The organism is Amycolatopsis ponsaeliensis, from assembly GCF_030182635.1.
Classification (GTDB): Bacteria; Actinomycetota; Actinomycetes; order Mycobacteriales; family Pseudonocardiaceae; genus Amycolatopsis; species Amycolatopsis ponsaeliensis.
Window position 1 is genome coordinate 345,856 of record NZ_JAPZLD010000004.1, and the last position, 14,347, is coordinate 360,202.

At 71.3% G+C, this 14,347-nt stretch carries 16 protein-coding genes; 13 read left to right on the forward strand and 3 right to left on the reverse strand.

Annotated elements, in window-relative coordinates:
• Positions 1-153: 153 nt before the first annotated feature.
• Together QQ657_RS08860 and QQ657_RS08865 are read right to left on the reverse strand one after the other, a co-directional pair.
• Positions 154-1,191, reverse strand: a complete 1,038-nt coding sequence (locus QQ657_RS08860; RefSeq protein WP_284741615.1) for an aldo/keto reductase — start codon at positions 1,189-1,191, stop codon at positions 154-156.
• A gap of 89 nt (positions 1,192-1,280) precedes the next feature.
• The gene (locus QQ657_RS08865) at positions 1,281-1,844 is read right to left on the reverse strand and encodes a dihydrofolate reductase family protein (RefSeq protein ID WP_284741616.1); all 564 of its coding nucleotides are present in this window, start codon (positions 1,842-1,844) and stop codon (positions 1,281-1,283) included.
• Between the two features lie 94 nt (positions 1,845-1,938).
• On the opposite strand from QQ657_RS08865, the gene QQ657_RS08870 reads away from it, so the two are divergent.
• From QQ657_RS08870 to QQ657_RS08905, 8 genes are all read left to right on the forward strand, one after another.
• Positions 1,939-2,919 (forward strand): sigma-70 family RNA polymerase sigma factor, encoded by a 981-nt coding sequence (locus QQ657_RS08870; protein ID WP_284741617.1) that lies wholly within the window; start codon positions 1,939-1,941, stop codon positions 2,917-2,919.
• A gap of 231 nt (positions 2,920-3,150) precedes the next feature.
• Positions 3,151-4,005: an amidohydrolase family protein gene (locus tag QQ657_RS08875; protein ID WP_284741618.1), complete on the forward strand. Its 855-nt coding sequence runs from the start codon at positions 3,151-3,153 to the stop codon at positions 4,003-4,005.
• Positions 3,998-4,885, forward strand: a complete 888-nt coding sequence (locus tag QQ657_RS08880; protein WP_284741619.1) for a substrate-binding domain-containing protein — start codon at positions 3,998-4,000, stop codon at positions 4,883-4,885. Before QQ657_RS08875 ends, QQ657_RS08880 begins: the two co-directional genes overlap by 8 nt.
• A 36-nt stretch (positions 4,886-4,921) precedes the next feature.
• Positions 4,922-6,205, forward strand: coding sequence for a C4-dicarboxylate transporter DctA (gene dctA / locus QQ657_RS08885; RefSeq protein WP_284741620.1), 1,284 nt, complete (start codon positions 4,922-4,924; stop codon positions 6,203-6,205).
• Between the two features lie 330 nt (positions 6,206-6,535).
• Positions 6,536-6,904: a roadblock/LC7 domain-containing protein gene (locus QQ657_RS08890; protein WP_086674354.1), complete on the forward strand. Its 369-nt coding sequence runs from the start codon at positions 6,536-6,538 to the stop codon at positions 6,902-6,904.
• A gap of 34 nt (positions 6,905-6,938) precedes the next feature.
• Positions 6,939-7,304 carry a hypothetical protein gene (locus QQ657_RS08895; protein WP_284741636.1) on the forward strand — a complete coding sequence of 122 codons (366 nt, stop codon included), beginning with the start codon at positions 6,939-6,941 and terminating at the stop codon, positions 7,302-7,304.
• Between the two features lie 19 nt (positions 7,305-7,323).
• Complete coding sequence (locus QQ657_RS08900; protein ID WP_284741621.1) at positions 7,324-7,992, forward strand: hypothetical protein; 669 nt, start codon at positions 7,324-7,326, stop codon at positions 7,990-7,992.
• A 530-nt stretch (positions 7,993-8,522) separates the two neighbouring features.
• Positions 8,523-9,491, forward strand: coding sequence for an MEDS domain-containing protein (locus QQ657_RS08905; RefSeq protein WP_284741622.1), 969 nt, complete (start codon positions 8,523-8,525; stop codon positions 9,489-9,491).
• Here the strand turns inward: QQ657_RS08905 and QQ657_RS08910 are convergent.
• A complete protein-coding gene (locus tag QQ657_RS08910) occupies positions 9,488-10,189 on the reverse strand; it encodes a helix-turn-helix domain-containing protein (protein WP_284741623.1) in 702 nt (233 codons plus the stop codon). The genes QQ657_RS08905 and QQ657_RS08910 overlap by 4 nt on opposite strands.
• Between QQ657_RS08910 and QQ657_RS08915 the strand changes: the two genes are divergently transcribed.
• From QQ657_RS08915 to QQ657_RS08935, 5 genes are read left to right on the forward strand one after another with little or no spacing between them, the layout of a single operon-like run.
• Positions 10,176-11,177 (forward strand): NADH-quinone oxidoreductase subunit B family protein, encoded by a 1,002-nt coding sequence (locus tag QQ657_RS08915; RefSeq protein WP_284741624.1) that lies wholly within the window; start codon positions 10,176-10,178, stop codon positions 11,175-11,177. The genes QQ657_RS08910 and QQ657_RS08915 overlap by 14 nt on opposite strands.
• Positions 11,174-11,632: a NifU family protein gene (locus QQ657_RS08920; protein ID WP_284741625.1), complete on the forward strand. Its 459-nt coding sequence runs from the start codon at positions 11,174-11,176 to the stop codon at positions 11,630-11,632. Before QQ657_RS08915 ends, QQ657_RS08920 begins: the two co-directional genes overlap by 4 nt.
• Complete coding sequence (locus tag QQ657_RS08925) at positions 11,629-12,249, forward strand: DUF5947 family protein (RefSeq protein ID WP_284741626.1); 621 nt, start codon at positions 11,629-11,631, stop codon at positions 12,247-12,249. The genes QQ657_RS08920 and QQ657_RS08925 overlap by 4 nt, the downstream gene beginning before the upstream one ends.
• A gap of 9 nt (positions 12,250-12,258) precedes the next feature.
• Entirely contained in the window at positions 12,259-12,939 is a 681-nt protein-coding gene (locus QQ657_RS08930) for a response regulator transcription factor (RefSeq protein WP_284741627.1), read from the forward strand.
• Complete coding sequence (locus QQ657_RS08935) at positions 12,936-14,282, forward strand: sensor histidine kinase (protein ID WP_284741628.1); 1,347 nt, start codon at positions 12,936-12,938, stop codon at positions 14,280-14,282. The genes QQ657_RS08930 and QQ657_RS08935 overlap by 4 nt, the downstream gene beginning before the upstream one ends.
• Positions 14,283-14,347: the final 65 nt, after the last annotated feature.

The following is a 14,347-nucleotide window of genomic DNA, read 5'->3' on the forward strand; positions in this document are numbered from 1 at the left end:
GCTAGGGGAGCGGAGTGGCCCGGTACCTCGGCCGAAGGTACCGGGGACCTCGTCCTTTCGGCCGAGGTCCGGCAGGGGGCCGGCAAGGAGATCCGCCAGTCGAGGTGATGCCCACCGACCCTGATCGCCGGCTCGAAGGTCCGCCGGCGGACCTCACGGCGTGAACTGCGGGATCCGCGCCATGATCCGCCGCAGCTCCCGGTCGTCGGAGATGCCCTGGAAGTCGTGCCGCGGCGTGTAGGGCCGCTCCAGCGCCTCGATCTCCTCCGCCGACAGCGTGATGTCGAGGGAGGCGACGGCCTCGTCGATGTGCTCGGGCTTCCCGGCCCCGACGAGCGGCGCGGCGACCACCGGCTTGCTCCGCAGCCACGCGAGCGCGATCTGCGCCCGGCTGACTCCCCGCTCCGCCGCGATCGTCCCGACCGCGTCGATGATCTCGCGGTCGCTGTCCGGGCTGCGGTAGAGCAGGTCCGCGTACCAGCCGTCGGTGTCCGAACGCGACGTCCGCACCTCGCCCCAGGGCCGGGCGAGCCGGCCGCGGGCCAGCGGGCTCCAGACGACCGTGCCCACGCCTTCGTCGGCGCACAGCGGCAGCATTTCGCGTTCCTCCTCGCGGGCGAGCAGGTTGTAGTGGTCCTGCATGGACACGAACCGCGCCCAGCCGTGCGCCTTCTGCGTGTGCAGCGCCTTGGCGAACTCCCACGCGGGCATCGACGACGCCCCGAGGTAGCGCGCCTTCCCGGCCTTCACCACGTCGTGCAGCGCTTCGAGCGTTTCCTCCAGCGGGGTGGCGGGGTCGTTGCGGTGGACCTGGTACAGGTCGACGTAGTCGGTGCCCAGCCGGCGCAGGCTGTGGTCGATCTCGGTCATGATCGCCTTGCGCGACAGGCCTTTGCCGTTCGGCCCCGGGCGCATGGGGTGGCGCAGCTTGGTGGCGATCACGACGTCGTCGCGGTCCGCGAAGTCCCGCAGCGCCCGGCCCAGGATCTCTTCGCTGGAGCCCTGCGAATACATGTTGGCGGTGTCGAAGAAGTTGACGCCGGCGTCGAGCGCGTGCTTGACCAGCCTTCGCGACTCGTCCTCGCCCAGCGACCACGCGGGGTGCCCGCGGTGGGGCTCGCCGTAGGTCATCGCGCCGATCGCGATCGGCGACACGTCCAGCCCCGTCTTGCCCAGCTTCACGTACTCCATGGTCGTCCTCCGGTAGTCAAACGGAGAGTTCTCCGCATAAGTCGAACTCTAGCGGAGAACTCTCCGTTTAGCTCATTCCGTGACTGCCGTCACCGCATCGCGTAGGTCAGCAACGCGAGGGAGTCCCCGACGGCGCGGGTGCCGATCAGGCGCGCGGGCTTGACGCCGCTCGTCTCCGGGAAGAGCCGCCGGCCCGCGCCCACCACGACCGGGTAGGTCATCAGCCGCAGCTCGTCGGCGAGGTCGTGCTCGATCAGGTCGTGCACGAGCCGCCCGCTGCCGTAGACGATGATCTCCCCGCTCACCTCCTCCTTGAGCTTCGCGACTTCGTCGATTCCCGTCAGGACCGTCGTGGTGTCCCAGCCGCTGACGGCGGAGGAGGACACGACGTACTTGGGCAGGCTCCGCAACCGGTCCGCCCACTCGCCGGTGCGCGACGGCCAGCCGCGCCGGAGGAAGTACGCGTAGGTCAGCCGGCCCATCAGGAGGGCTTCGGCGCCAAGCGCTTCTTCGTGCTCGACCTCGGCCCACGCCGCGCGGTCCTGCTCGCCGATCCAGGTGAACCAGCTCCCGCGACCGGTGTCCTCGTCGCCGGTCGGGTCCTGGACGACTCCGTCGAGCGTGACGTTCTCGCTGATGATGATTTTTCCCATGCCGGTTCCGACGCCGCGGCCCGCCGAAAGGGGGCGCGCCCCCTTCGCACTCTCGCCGGCGTCCATCCAGAATGAAGACGAGAAAGGCGGCCGGATGGGAACGGACCTGATCGGCCGGGCGCGGGCCGGGGACGGCGAGGCGTTCCGGGTGCTGACCGAGCCACACCGCCGGGAGCTGCAGGTGCACTGCTACCGGATGCTCGGCTCGTTCCAGGACGCCGAGGACGCACTCCAGGACACCCTGCTGGCGGCCTGGCGTGGGCTCGGCGGTTTCGACGGCCGCGCCTCGGTCCGCACCTGGCTGTACCGGATCGCCACCAACCGGTGCCTCAGCGCGCTGCGCTCGGCCGCCCGGCGCCCGGCCAAGGCGTGGGACATCCCGGGCGTGGAACCGCCCGAGCCGACGCGGCTCGGCGAAGTCGTCTGGCTCGAGCCCTTCCCGGACGCGCTCCTTCCCGCCTCGGCCGGGCCGGAGGCGCGGTACGAGCGGAGCGAGTCCGTCTCGCTGGCGTTCGTGACGGCCCTGCAGGCCCTGCCGCCCCGCCAGCTGGCCGTGCTCGTGCTGCGCGACGTCCTCGGGTTCCCGGCGGCCGAGGTCGCCGGGATGCTGGACACGACGGTCGACTCGGTCAAGAGCGCCCTCAAGCGGGCCCGCGCCGGCCTCCGCTGCCGGGAGCCGGGCGAGGCGCCGCCCGCACCGGGGTCTCCCGCGGAGAACGCGATCGTGGCGGCCTTCGTGCGCGCCTGGGAGGGCGCCGACATCGAGGCGCTGGTGGCCCTGCTGACCGACGACGTGTTCATGGCGATGCCGCCGCTGCCGTTCGAATACGAGGGCCGGCAGGCGGCGGGCCGGTTCTGTGCCGGCCTGTTCGGCGCGGGCCGCCGGTTCTCCCTCGTCCCGACCCGCGCCAACGGCCGGCCGGCGTTCGGTGCGTACCTGCGCGGTGCCGCGGGCGTCCGGCATGGCACCGGTCTGTACGTCCTCGAGCTGGCCGGCGACCGGATCTGCGCCATGACCCGGTTCGAGAACAGCGTGCTTCCGGCGTTCGGCCTGCCGCGTTCCCTGCCGGGTTGACCCGCCGGCACGAATTTTGGGCTACTACGGGGTTTTCGCCGGTTTCGGCAGTTCCGCGCAGTGAGTGACTTGGGCCACAACCGCTTCGGCAAAAGTGGTGCTGACATCGGGATGCAAGGTGTCGCGACGATCGTCCCCCTGATTGTCCGGACTATCGAGAACAAAATTGTTAACGATCCCGGTAGGCTTCCCCGCGTCCCGCCGGCGTGCGGCCGAAGCCCAGGAGAAGCTATGGACGTCATCGATACGCACACCCACGTCATCTCGCCGGATGCCACTCGCTACCCGCCCGATCCGATCGGGGGCCGCCGGTCCGAGTGGTCGCTTGCCCACCCCGTTGACATCGATGGCCTCATCGACGCACTCGACCAGGCCGGCATCGCCAAGGCCGTCGTGGTGCAAGCGTCCACTGTGTACGGACATGACAACCGTTACGTCGCCGAAGCCGTGCGCGCTCATCCCGATCGGTTCGTCGGTGTCTACTCGATCGATGCGCTCGCGGCCGATGCCGTCGAGCGGATCCGGTACTGGCAAGACCAAGGACTGTCCGGCTTCCGCCTGTTCACCACCGGCACCACCATGCCCGGCCAGGCCGGCTGGCTCGGCCACGAAGACTCCCACCCGGCCTGGGCCTACGCCGAACAGCAGGACATCCCCATCTGCCTGCAGATGACCATCCAAGGCCTGCCCGCCCTGCGACGCCTGCTCGAGCGCTTCCCTCAAGTCCGGGTGCTGCTGGACCACTGTGCGCGTCCCGATCTCGAAGATGGCAAGCCCTTCCACGCCGCACGGGCCTTGTTCGATCTGGCCGAGTTCCCCGGCGTCCACCTCAAGCTCACCCACCGCGCGCTGGCCGCCTCGGCGAAAGGCGCGTCGACCCCCGCGGACTTCCTCGGCGAACTCGTCAGCTCCTACGGTGCCGACCGCATCGCCTGGGGCTCGAACTTCCCCGCCGCGGAAGGAACTCCGGCGAGCATCCTGGCGGACGCGCGGGAAACGGTGGCCAGTCTGTCCGAAGTGGACCAGGACCTGGTCTTCGGCGGCACCGCCGCGAAGTTCTACCCGGCGGTGGCCCGCCGTGGCTGATCTCCGCACCGTCCTCGCCGACTACCCGCACACCACGCCCCTGAAGAACGGGGACGTCGTCAGCCCCTCGGTGCGGCTCGATTTCCACACCGTCAAGCCCGTGCACAAAGCCTTCGCGCCGATGGTGCGGGATGAGGCCTACGACCTGTCCGAACTCGCCGTCGTCACGGCGCTGCAGGCGATCGCGTACGGCCGCCCCGTCGTGCTGCTGCCCGTCGTCGTCGCCTCGCGGTTTCAGCGCGGCTGCCTGATCGCGCACGCTTCGCGGCCGGTGGCACCCGACGACCTGGCCGGCCGGCGCGTCGGGGTGCGCGCCTACACCCAGACCACCGGCATGTGGGTCCGCGCCCATCTCACCGAAGACTTCGGGCTCGCACCCCGCGACGTCCAGTGGATCACCCGCGACCTCGCGCACGTGCGCGAGTACCAGGACCCGGACCACGTCGAACACGGCATCGGCGACGCGGCGCTGGTGGACCTGCTGCGCGAAGGCCGGATCGACGCCACCGTCCTGGGCAACGACCTGCCCGAGGGTGACGAGTTCGTCCCGGTCATCCCCGACGCCGTCGCGCGCGACACCGAATGGTGGCAGCGCAACGGCTTCATGCCGGTCAACCACATGGTCGTCGCGGGGAAGTCCGTGACCGGCCGCGACCCCGGTGCCGTCCGCGAAGCCTACGGCTTGCTGCGCCGGGCGGACGCCACCGTGACGCGGCCGGCCGGCACCCCGAGCCCCACGCTGTTCGGCTTCGAACGCCTGCGCCGCCCGCTGGAGATCATCATCGACGCCTGCGTCGAGCAGGGCCTGCTGCCGCGCGAACTCGACGTGGACGAGGTGTTCGCGCCCGCCCGGGAAGTGCTGGGCCGCGCGGCGGACTGAACCGAACCGGACATTCAACGGAGAAACCGGAAGACGATGAGCCAAACCCTCCCCACCCGCGTCCGCAAGCCCTTCTACCGCGACCTGGCGTTCCAGGTCCTCGTCGGGGTCGCCGCGGGGGTGCTCGTGGGCGCGCTCGCGCCCTCGGTCGGCCACCACGTCCAGTTCCTCGGCGACATCTTCATCCACCTGATCCAGATGGTGGTCGGCCTGATCATCTTCTGCACCGTCACCCACGGCATCACCAGCGTCCGCGACCTCGGCAAGGTCGGGCGCATCGCGGTCAAGGCCCTCGTGTACTTCGAGGTGATCACCACGATCGCGCTGGTGATCGGCCTGGTCGTGGTGAACGTGCTCAAGCCGGGCAGCGGGATGCACGTCGACCCGGCCACGCTGCACGCGAGCGGATCGGCCACCGCGCCGGCCAAGTCGGAGGGGTTCGACGCCTTCCTGGTCAGCCTCGTCCCGACGTCGGCGGTGCAGGCCTTCGCCGAGGGCGAGATCCTGCAGGTGCTGGTGTTCTCGGTGCTGTTCGCCTGCGGGCTGGCGTCACTGGGGGAGAAGGCGCAACCGGTGCTGGACTTCGTCGGCACCGTTCAGCAGGCGCTGTTCTGGATCATCCGCAAGGTCATGCGGATCGCGCCGATCGCGGCCTTCGGGGCGATCGCCTACACGGTGTCGCGCTACGGCCTGGGCACGCTGCTCCCGCTCGGCCGGCTGATCGGCGTCTTCTACCTGATCTGCGTGCTGTTCTTCGTGCTGGTCCTGTGGCCGGTCTCGCGCTACGGCGGCTTCAGCCTCCTGAAGATGATGCGCTACTTCCGCGCCGAGCTGATCCTGGTGCTGGGCACCAGCTCGTCGGAGAGTGTGTTCCCACAGCTGACCGCGAAGCTGAAGAAGCTCGGCGTCGACGAGCCGGTGGTCGGCCTGGTCCTGCCCACGGCGTACAGCTTCAACCACGACGGCACGTGCCTGTACTTCGCGGCGGTGAGCGTGTTCCTGGCCCAGGCCACCGGTACCGACCTGGGCTGGCAGGCGCAGCTGGGCCTGCTGCTGGTGCTGCTGCTGACCTCGAAGGGCGGCGCGGGGGTGTCCGGCTCCGCGATCGCGGTCCTGGCGCTGACGCTGTCCGCGACCCACACGATCCCGGTGAGCAGCATCGCGCTGGTGCTGGGCGTGCACAGCGTCCTTTCGGCGGCGTTCGTGTTCACCAACATCGCGGGCAACTGCGTCGCGACCCTCGTGGTGGGCAAGTGGGAGAAAGCTGTCGACCGCGAACGCCTGCACGCGGAGTTGGACGCCGGTTACCAAGCGGCTTGAGGGTATCGGCGAATGGACGAAAGTGAACTGCCGATTACGCAGAGATACAACCGTGATCGGACGCTTCCGGTAGCATAAGCGCATTTCAAGCCCCCTGCCGAAAATCCGGAACACCGGCGCCACCTGCGGTGTGATCAATGGACATCAGTTCCGCCGGTGAATTTATTTCGGTTACGACAACCACCGCGCTTCACTCGATCGTGTAAAGGCTTCGGGCGAGTAACCGCCGTGGATAGGCGAGAAGTGATGATGGCTGTAGGGTCCCGGCGGCAGGGAAACCCGAACGGATGATCATCTTTTCGGCTGCCGGTTTACGAAGGAAAGAGAGAATTGGACTTCGACGCACTGGCCGCCGAGCTGCGAAATCTCCGGGATAGCGTGGCGGGGGTGACCGGCACGGTGCTCGCCGCGGTCGACGGGATACCGATCATCGCCGACGCGGACGACTACATCGATCCGGCGAAGATCTCCGCGCTCGCCGCGGCCGATCTCGGGATCGCACGCCAGGCCGCCGAGATGACCGGCAAGGGGACGCTCAGCCAGACCGTCGTGTTCGGCAGCGACGGCTACATGGCCGTCTACGCCGTGGGCCGGCTGGCGTTGATGGTCGTCCTGGGGGACAAGGGCCTGAACGTCGGGCGTCTTCTCTTCGAGTCCCGGCCCGTCATCGAGCGGATCGGCACGATCTTGGCCGCGTAGCAAGGCAGTTCAACGGAAAGGTTGCAGCATGATGATGAACATCGACACCGCACTCAAGGAAGCCATGTCCATCGCCGGCGCCGTCGGCGTCGCGCTGGTCGACTACGAAAGCGGGATGTCGCTCGGCACCAGCGGTGGCGGCGAGTGGCTCGACCTCGAGGTCGCGGCCGCCGGCAACACCGAGGTCGTGCGGGCGAAGCTGCGGGTGATGTCCTCGCTTGCGCTCAACGACACCATCGAGGACATCCTGATCACGTTGCACCGCCAGTACCACCTGATCCGGCTGATCAACACCTCGCGGAACTCGCTGTTCCTGTACCTGGTGCTGGACCGGGAGCGGGCGAACCTCGCGCTGGCCCGCCACTACCTCAAGCGCATCGAATCCGACCTGCAGGTGTAGTTCGGGGGAGGAGAGGGGGATGACCGGAGGCGGCTCCCGCGCCGCACTCGTCATCGGCACGGCGTTGATGCACGACCTCGGTTCGTTGTTCCCGGTCGCGATGAACCTCGCCGGCGACGAGCTGGCGTTCACCTTCGTGTCGTCCTGCCCTTCGCCCGACGCGGTCGAGGAGTGGGTGCGGCTGCGGTCGGGTGCCGTCGTGGCCGACCGCGTGCTCCGCTTCGCCGTCGACGCGGACGGCAGGCGGATCCGCGTCGAGCTCGCGGGGTCGCCGGTCCGGGCGTTGGTCGTGCTCTCGGCCGACGTCACGGCCGCGGCGGTGAACGCCCCGCGCCTCGGCCGCTGGCAGGACCAGATGCCCTGCACCCTGCAGGTCGTGCTGGACGAGCTCGCCCGCGTGCTGTCGCGCTGCCACCACCGCGCGGGCGGCGCCGAGCCGCTGATCGACCTGGATCTCGCGTACCGGCCGGACCGCGACTACGAGATCCGGCTGGCCGGGGCGCACGAACGGGTGCGCCCGTTCATCGCACCGGTCCGCCCGGTGCTCGCGATGCGCTGGCGCTCGACGACGTCGGCGCAGCGCAAGGCGATCCTCGACGAACTCCCGGACGGTGCGCCCGCCCGCGGCTGGCTCCGCCGCCGGCGCACCGTCCGGATCATGGGGCTGGAGATGGAAATCTCGTCCTGACCGGCCGGGCCCGCTGCCGTGTGTTTTCCTCGCGAGGCCCGCCCGGATCGTCGGCGCGCCCGGTCGGCGCGCGATTTTTCCCCACCGCCAGTGCCGGACGGCACTTTCCGCCGGCAGTCGCGAAACCGTATCCTGCGAGTCGCGGCGCCCGTTCCGGCGCGAACCTTCCCGAGTGTGCGGCCGAAACAATTCAGCTGATCTGTCGGTAATGGTGGTTATTGTTCTTCGAACACCTGGACACAATTGTTTCCCGGCGCTTTTCCGAAGGGTCGTGGACAGTAGTGTCCGCCACCGGTACCGGCGAGACACATCTGGCCGTAACCTGCTGTAACACGGTGGTTTCACCTCCTTCGATCCCGGCGTCGCGACGTCGGGAGCCGGGTGGCGGCAATTGCTCCGAACGGGTGCAATCAATTCGTCGGGTAATAGCCGGACCGGGCGTCGTCGAGTACGCTACCGGCGATCTGCGGGAATTCCGGGGAAAACGCGATCATCAGGACGAACGATCGGCGACGGCTTCAGGAGGCTTCGTGCAGCACAGGACGACTCCGGCCGCCGGGTCCGCGCCGGGACGTGCGCCGGAAGCCGGCTTCCGGCACCAGGGATGCCTCTACGGCAGCGACGCCGAGTTCCTCGCGATGGCCGTGCCGTTCGCGCAGGACGGACTGCGCCGGGGCGAACCGGTGCTGGTCACCACGACCGCGGCCAACCTGGCGCTGCTGGACGCCGCGATGGGCGCCGACGCCGACCGGATCGCCGTCGCCGAATCGGCCTACATCGGCCGCCGGCCGGGGAAACTGGCCGGCGCGCTGCACCGCTACTGGAACCGGCACCGGTCGACCGCGCCGACCGGCGCCGTCCGCGTCCTCGTCGAGCCCGCCCGCGCCGACAGCCCTCGTGACGAGGCCGCGTGGCAGCGCGCCGAGGCGGAGTTCAACGTGTCCCTGGTGGGCACCCGCATCTGGATGATCTGCCCGTACGACACCCGCACCCTCGACCCCGGCGCGGTCGAGCACGCCCGGCGCGCCCACCCCGAGTACGCCGTGGGCGGGGAGTTCCGGCTGTCCGCCGGGTTCGCCGCCCCCGGGGAAGCCGAGGGTCCCGGCGTCCCGGCGCCGCCGGGTTCCGCCGGCGATCTCTTCCGCTTCGAGGGCGATCTGGTCGCCGTCCGGCGGCACGTGCTGGACCGGGCGAGCGCTCTGCTCCGGTCGGAGAACACGGCGACGTTGTTCGGGGTCGCCGTCGGCGAAGCGATCGCCTACCTGCTCGAGCACGGTATCGACCGGGCGGCCGTCTGGGTGCGGCCGGCGGCCGGCCGCGTCGTGTGCACGCTGCACAGCGACCGGCCGGTCGACGGCCCGGCGTTCTACGGCCTCCGGCCCGCCGGCACCGGCCTGTGGATGTCCGACCGGATCTGCGAATGGCTCGACGTCAGCTCCGACGCCGCGGGCTGCACCATCGAGCTGGCGATGCCCGCCGGGGGCCAGGACGGCGCTTAGGTCACTTCTGTCCCGCGCCGCAGCCGCACGTCGCCGAACCGGTCTTCGATCCGGCGCAGGTCGCGCAGCCGGGGCTCGGTCTGCCCGCCGAGCCAGCGGGTCAGCGTCTTGGGGGACACGTCCAGTTGCTCGGCGGCGCTCTCCTTGGTGATCCCGCGGCTGCGCAGCGCCTCGGCCAGCCACTCGGCGAAGCTGGCGGCCGGCTCCGGTCGCGTGCTCGCGGGGCTCGCCGGCCGGCCGCGGGAGGGCAGCACGTCGAACTCGACGCGCCCGGGGTATTTCCGGCAGGAGACCTCCAGCACCCCGGACGGTCCGGCGGCGGTCAGCAGGGCCCGGAGGATCGTGTTGCCGATTTCGCGGTCTTCCGCATCGGCGAGCGGTGCCTCCCCGAGGCACTCCTGGACGAATTCGCGGATTCGCGGAACCGCCGACGGGCGGGCCGGAAAGATCTTCGTGACGATTTCGACCGCCACTACCTCGATCGATGTCCCCTGCGACCGGCCGGCCGATTCCATTTCGATCAAAGTCCTTCCGCCGAGGTGTTCAGTGTAGTCGCGGAAACGCGAAGCGTGGAACGCCCGGTTTTGTCCCGCCGGGGCGATCAGGAGTGTCCGGCGGTCTTGCCGCACCTGCCGGACGGGGCTACGGTGACCTCTTCTCGCGCCCGCGGTGAAGGGGTCAACGATGGTCAGCGCCACGGAGGCCGGCTCCGGAAATCCACCACCCGTCGTCCATATTCTGTGGATGAATGGCGGGCTGAGCTGCGACGGCGAATCGGTGGCGCTCACCGCCGCCACGCAGCCCAGTATCGAAGAGATCGTTCTCGGCGGGCTTCCCGGGCTCCCGGAGATCGCGATGCACTGGCCATTCCTCGATTTCCAGAGCGGGCCCGACGGCGGTGCGGACAGCTTCATCGAATGGTGGCACCGCGCGGCCCGCGGGGAGCTCGACCCGTTCATCCTGATCGTCGAGGGTTCGATCGCCGACGAGACGAACAAGGCCGAAGGGTTCTGGTCCGGGTTCGGCACCGATCCCGCCACCGGCCAGCCCGTGACGGCGAGTGAATGGCTCGACCGGCTGGCCCCCAAGGCGATGGCGATCCTGGCCGTCGGCACCTGCGCCAGCTACGGCGGGATCCACGCGATGGCGGGCAACCCCACCGGCGCGATGGGCGTGCCCGAATACCTCGGCCGCGACTGGCGGTCGTGGGCCGGGCTGCCGATCGTGTGCGTGCCGGGGTGCCCGGTCCAGCCGGACAACCTCTCCGAGACCATCCTGCACCTGCTCTTCCAGGTGTCCGGGAGTGCACCGGAGATCGACGTCGACGAAGCCCTGCGGCCGAAGTGGCTGTTCCGCAACACCGTGCACGAAGGCTGCGACCGGGCCGGGTACTACGAGCAGGACGAGTTCGCCGACCGGCACGACTCGCCGCGCTGCCTGGTGAAGCTGGGGTGCTGGGGCCAGGTGGTCCGGTGCAACGTGCCCAAGCGGGGCTGGATCAACGGCGTGGGCGGCTGCCCGAACGTCGGCGGCATCTGCATCGGCTGCACCATGCCCGGGTTCCCCGACAAGTTCATGCCGTTCATGGAGGACCCGGCCGACGCCGGCGTGCCGACGGCGACGACCAGCGTGGCCGGGTCCGCGATCCGCATCCTGCGGGAGATCCGCACGGCGGGGGAGCGGTGACCGCGACCGTCCGGGACCGGCTCGGGACACTTCTGGGCGTCCTGCTTTCCGGGGAGCACCGGCGGCCCGCCGAGGAGCTCGTCCGGCAGCTGACGGACCTCTACGGCGACGGCCTGACCCGCGTCGTCGCGATCCTGCGCGAGCAGGCTCCGGACGTGCTCGGCGCGATCGCCGCCGACGACGCCGTCACGGACCTGCTCGCGCTGCACGACCTGCATCCCCTCGGCGCGCCCGGCCGGGTCCGCCGTGCCCTGGACCGGGTCGGCGGCGACGTCGGGTACCTCGGCCTCGACGACGGGGTCGTGCGCGTGTGGCTCGGCGGCGGGTGCTCGTCGGTTCCCCGGGCGACCGTCGAAGCCGCCATCCGGGACGCCGCACCGGAGCTCGCCGGCGTCGAGTTCGTCACCGCGCTCTACGAGATCGGCGTCGGACCGCCGGCCGGGCGGGCCTCATGAGCGTCCACAGTGGATTCTTCCCGGCCGTGCGGCCCCGGGGCGCGGTCCGGCCGGAGCGGTGTGAGCTGTGCGGGACGCCGGTGGCCGCCCGTCACGGTCACGTGGTCGACACCGGCCGCCGCGGCCTGCTGTGCTCCTGCCGGGCGTGCTTCCTGCTGTTCACCCGGTGCGTGAGCGGGGAAGCGCGCTACCGCGCGGTGCCGGAGCGCTACCTGTGGGACCCCGGGCACCCGGTCGCCTGCCTCGACTGGCGCCGGCTCGACGTCCCGGCCGGGTTCGCGTTCGTCCTGCGCCGCGGCACGCGCGTCACGGCGTTCCAGCCCGGCCCGGCCGGCGCCGTCGAGACCGTCCTGCCGCTCGACCTCTGGGCGGACCTCACGGCGGGCCACCCCCTGCTGGCGGCGGCGGAGCCGGACGTCGAGGCGATCGTGTTCCGCGGGACGGACCGGATCACGGAGTGCTTCCTCGTCCCGGTCGACGCCTGCTACCGCCTGGTGGGCACGGTCCGCCGGTCCTGGTCGGGGCGCGACGGCGGGCCGGAGATGCGTGCCCGCGTCGGCGAGCTGTTCGCGGAGATCCAACGGCGAGCGCGGCCGTTGTGCGGGGGCGCCGACTAGGCTGAACGGGTGGACGAGCCGACCGCCCCGCGCATCCTCGTGATCGAGGACGCCGAAGCGATCCGCGTGCCGGTCGAGGCGGCACTGGCCACCGCCGGGTTCTCGGTGCGGGCGTGCGCCGACGGCGCCGGGCTCGAGGCCGAGCTGGCCCGCGCGCGGCCCGACCTCGTCGTGCTGGACGTCATGCTGCCCGGCCGGGACGGCTTCGAGCTGCTGCGCGTCGTCCGGCGGCACTCGGCCGCCGGCGTGGTGATGCTGACCGCCCGCGACGGCGTCGAAGACCGCCTACGAGGCCTGGGCGAAGGCGCCGACGACTACGTCGTGAAGCCGTTCGTGCTCGCCGAGCTCGTCGCGCGGGTGACCGCGGTGCTGCGCCGGACCGGCCGCACGCGGCCCACCATCGAGATCGGTGACCTGGTGGTCGACGTCGAGGGCGGCCGGGTCCGCTACGGTGCCGCCGACGTCGAGCTGACCTCGACCGAGTGGAAGCTGCTCGTCCACCTCGCCGAGCACCGCGACCGGGTGGTCTCCAAGACCCAGGTCCTCACCGCCGTATGGGGCTACGGCGACTACGCGGCCAACCTCGTCGAGGTCAACGTGAGCGCGTTGCGCCGCAAGCTCGAAGCGCACGGCCCGCGCGTGCTGCACACGGTCCGCGGCCAGGGGTACGTCCTGCGCGGGGACCCGTGACGGGCCTGCGGACGACGTCGCTGCGCCGCCGGGTCACCGTCACCGTGCTGGTCGTCCTGGCGGTCGTGCTGGTCGCCGTCGGGATCGTCGTCGACACGGTGTTCCGCGCGCAGGCCGAGCGGGACGTCAGCGCCGTCCTGACCGCGAAGGTGCAGCTGGCCCAGCAGCTGGCGAAGCAGAACGTGGCGCCGCAGAACCTGCTGCGGCGCTTGGAAACGCGCGGGGTGCGGGCCTCGCTGGCCTTGCCGGACGGGACGTTCCTCGGCGCGGCCGACCTGCCACCGGACGCCCGGATCCGGCAGGTGCGCGCGACGCTGTCCGGTCCGGCGCGGATCGACGGCGCGAAGCTGACGCTGACCGCCGACGAGTCGCTGGTGGCGGCGGCCGAGCAGAGCCTGCGGTGGGTCCTGCTCGGCACCGGGCTGGGGGCGCTGCTCGTCGCCGCGGTCGCGTTGCTGCTGGCCGTGCGGTTCGCGCTCGCGCCACTGGACGCGATGACGCGGCTGGCGCGCACGATCGTCTCCGGCGGGCGCGGGGGCCGGCTCGCGCCGGAGCGGACCGGCACCGAGCTGGGCCGGGCGGCGGCCGCGTTCGACTCCGCGCTCGACGCCCTCGAAGGCGCCGAGCGGGCCGCGTGGGCGTCGGAGGAGCGCACGCGCCGGTTCGTCGCGGACGCGGCCCACGAGCTGCGGACGCCGCTGGCCGGGGTGCAGGCGGCGGCCGAGGCCTTGCTGCAGCAGCCGGCCGACACGCCCGCGGAACAGCGGGAACGGCTGCAGCTGCTGGTGGTCCGGGAGTCGCAGCGAGCCGGCAAGCTGGTCGCCGACCTGCTGGACCTGGCCCGGCTCGACGCGGGCGCGGAGCTCGAACGGGCCCCGGTTCCGCTGCTCGAGCTGGTGCGAACGCAGGCCGAGCAGGTGCGGCTGACCGCGCCGGACGTCGTGGTCGAGGTCTCCGGGCCGGACACGCGGGTGCTCGGCGACCGCGCGCGGCTCACGCAGATCGTGGCGAACCTGGCGGGCAACGCGGTGCGCGCGATGGACGGCCGCGGCACGCTCACCGTCGAGGTCACCGGGGACGGGATCACGGTGACCGACACGGGACCGGGCGTGCCGGGGCCGGACCGCGAGCGGATCTTCGACCGTCTGGTCCGCCTCGACGCGGCCCGCGGCGGTGCCGGCGGGTCCGGCCTCGGGCTGCCGATCGCGCGCGGCTTCGCCCGGGCCCACGGTGGCGACCTGTGGTGCGAGGCCGCGCCGGGCGGGGGAGCGCGGTTCCGGCTGGCGGGGCTGCCGCAGCTCACGGGTCGTGGGGGGGGAAAAACGGGTGTGAACATGTTTTGAAGCCCCACCGCGCCCGGGCCGAGGGCCCCCCCGCCGGCCGACGGGGCCCCCCCGCCCGGGGGCCC

Coding starts and splice junctions, on each gene's coding strand:
- QQ657_RS08860 (WP_284741615.1), bottom strand. CDS start 1,191: ATGGAGTACGTGAAGCTGGGCAAGACGGGGCTGGACGTGTCGCCGATC.
- QQ657_RS08865 (WP_284741616.1), bottom strand. CDS start 1,844: ATGGGAAAAATCATCATCAGCGAGAACGTCACGCTCGACGGAGTCGTC.
- QQ657_RS08870 (WP_284741617.1), top strand. CDS start 1,939: ATGGGAACGGACCTGATCGGCCGGGCGCGGGCCGGGGACGGCGAGGCG.
- QQ657_RS08875 (WP_284741618.1), top strand. CDS start 3,151: ATGGACGTCATCGATACGCACACCCACGTCATCTCGCCGGATGCCACT.
- dctA (WP_284741620.1), top strand. CDS start 4,922: ATGAGCCAAACCCTCCCCACCCGCGTCCGCAAGCCCTTCTACCGCGAC.
- QQ657_RS08895 (WP_284741636.1), top strand. CDS start 6,939: ATGAACATCGACACCGCACTCAAGGAAGCCATGTCCATCGCCGGCGCC.
- QQ657_RS08900 (WP_284741621.1), top strand. CDS start 7,324: ATGACCGGAGGCGGCTCCCGCGCCGCACTCGTCATCGGCACGGCGTTG.
- QQ657_RS08915 (WP_284741624.1), top strand. CDS start 10,176: ATGGTCAGCGCCACGGAGGCCGGCTCCGGAAATCCACCACCCGTCGTC.
- QQ657_RS08925 (WP_284741626.1), top strand. CDS start 11,629: ATGAGCGTCCACAGTGGATTCTTCCCGGCCGTGCGGCCCCGGGGCGCG.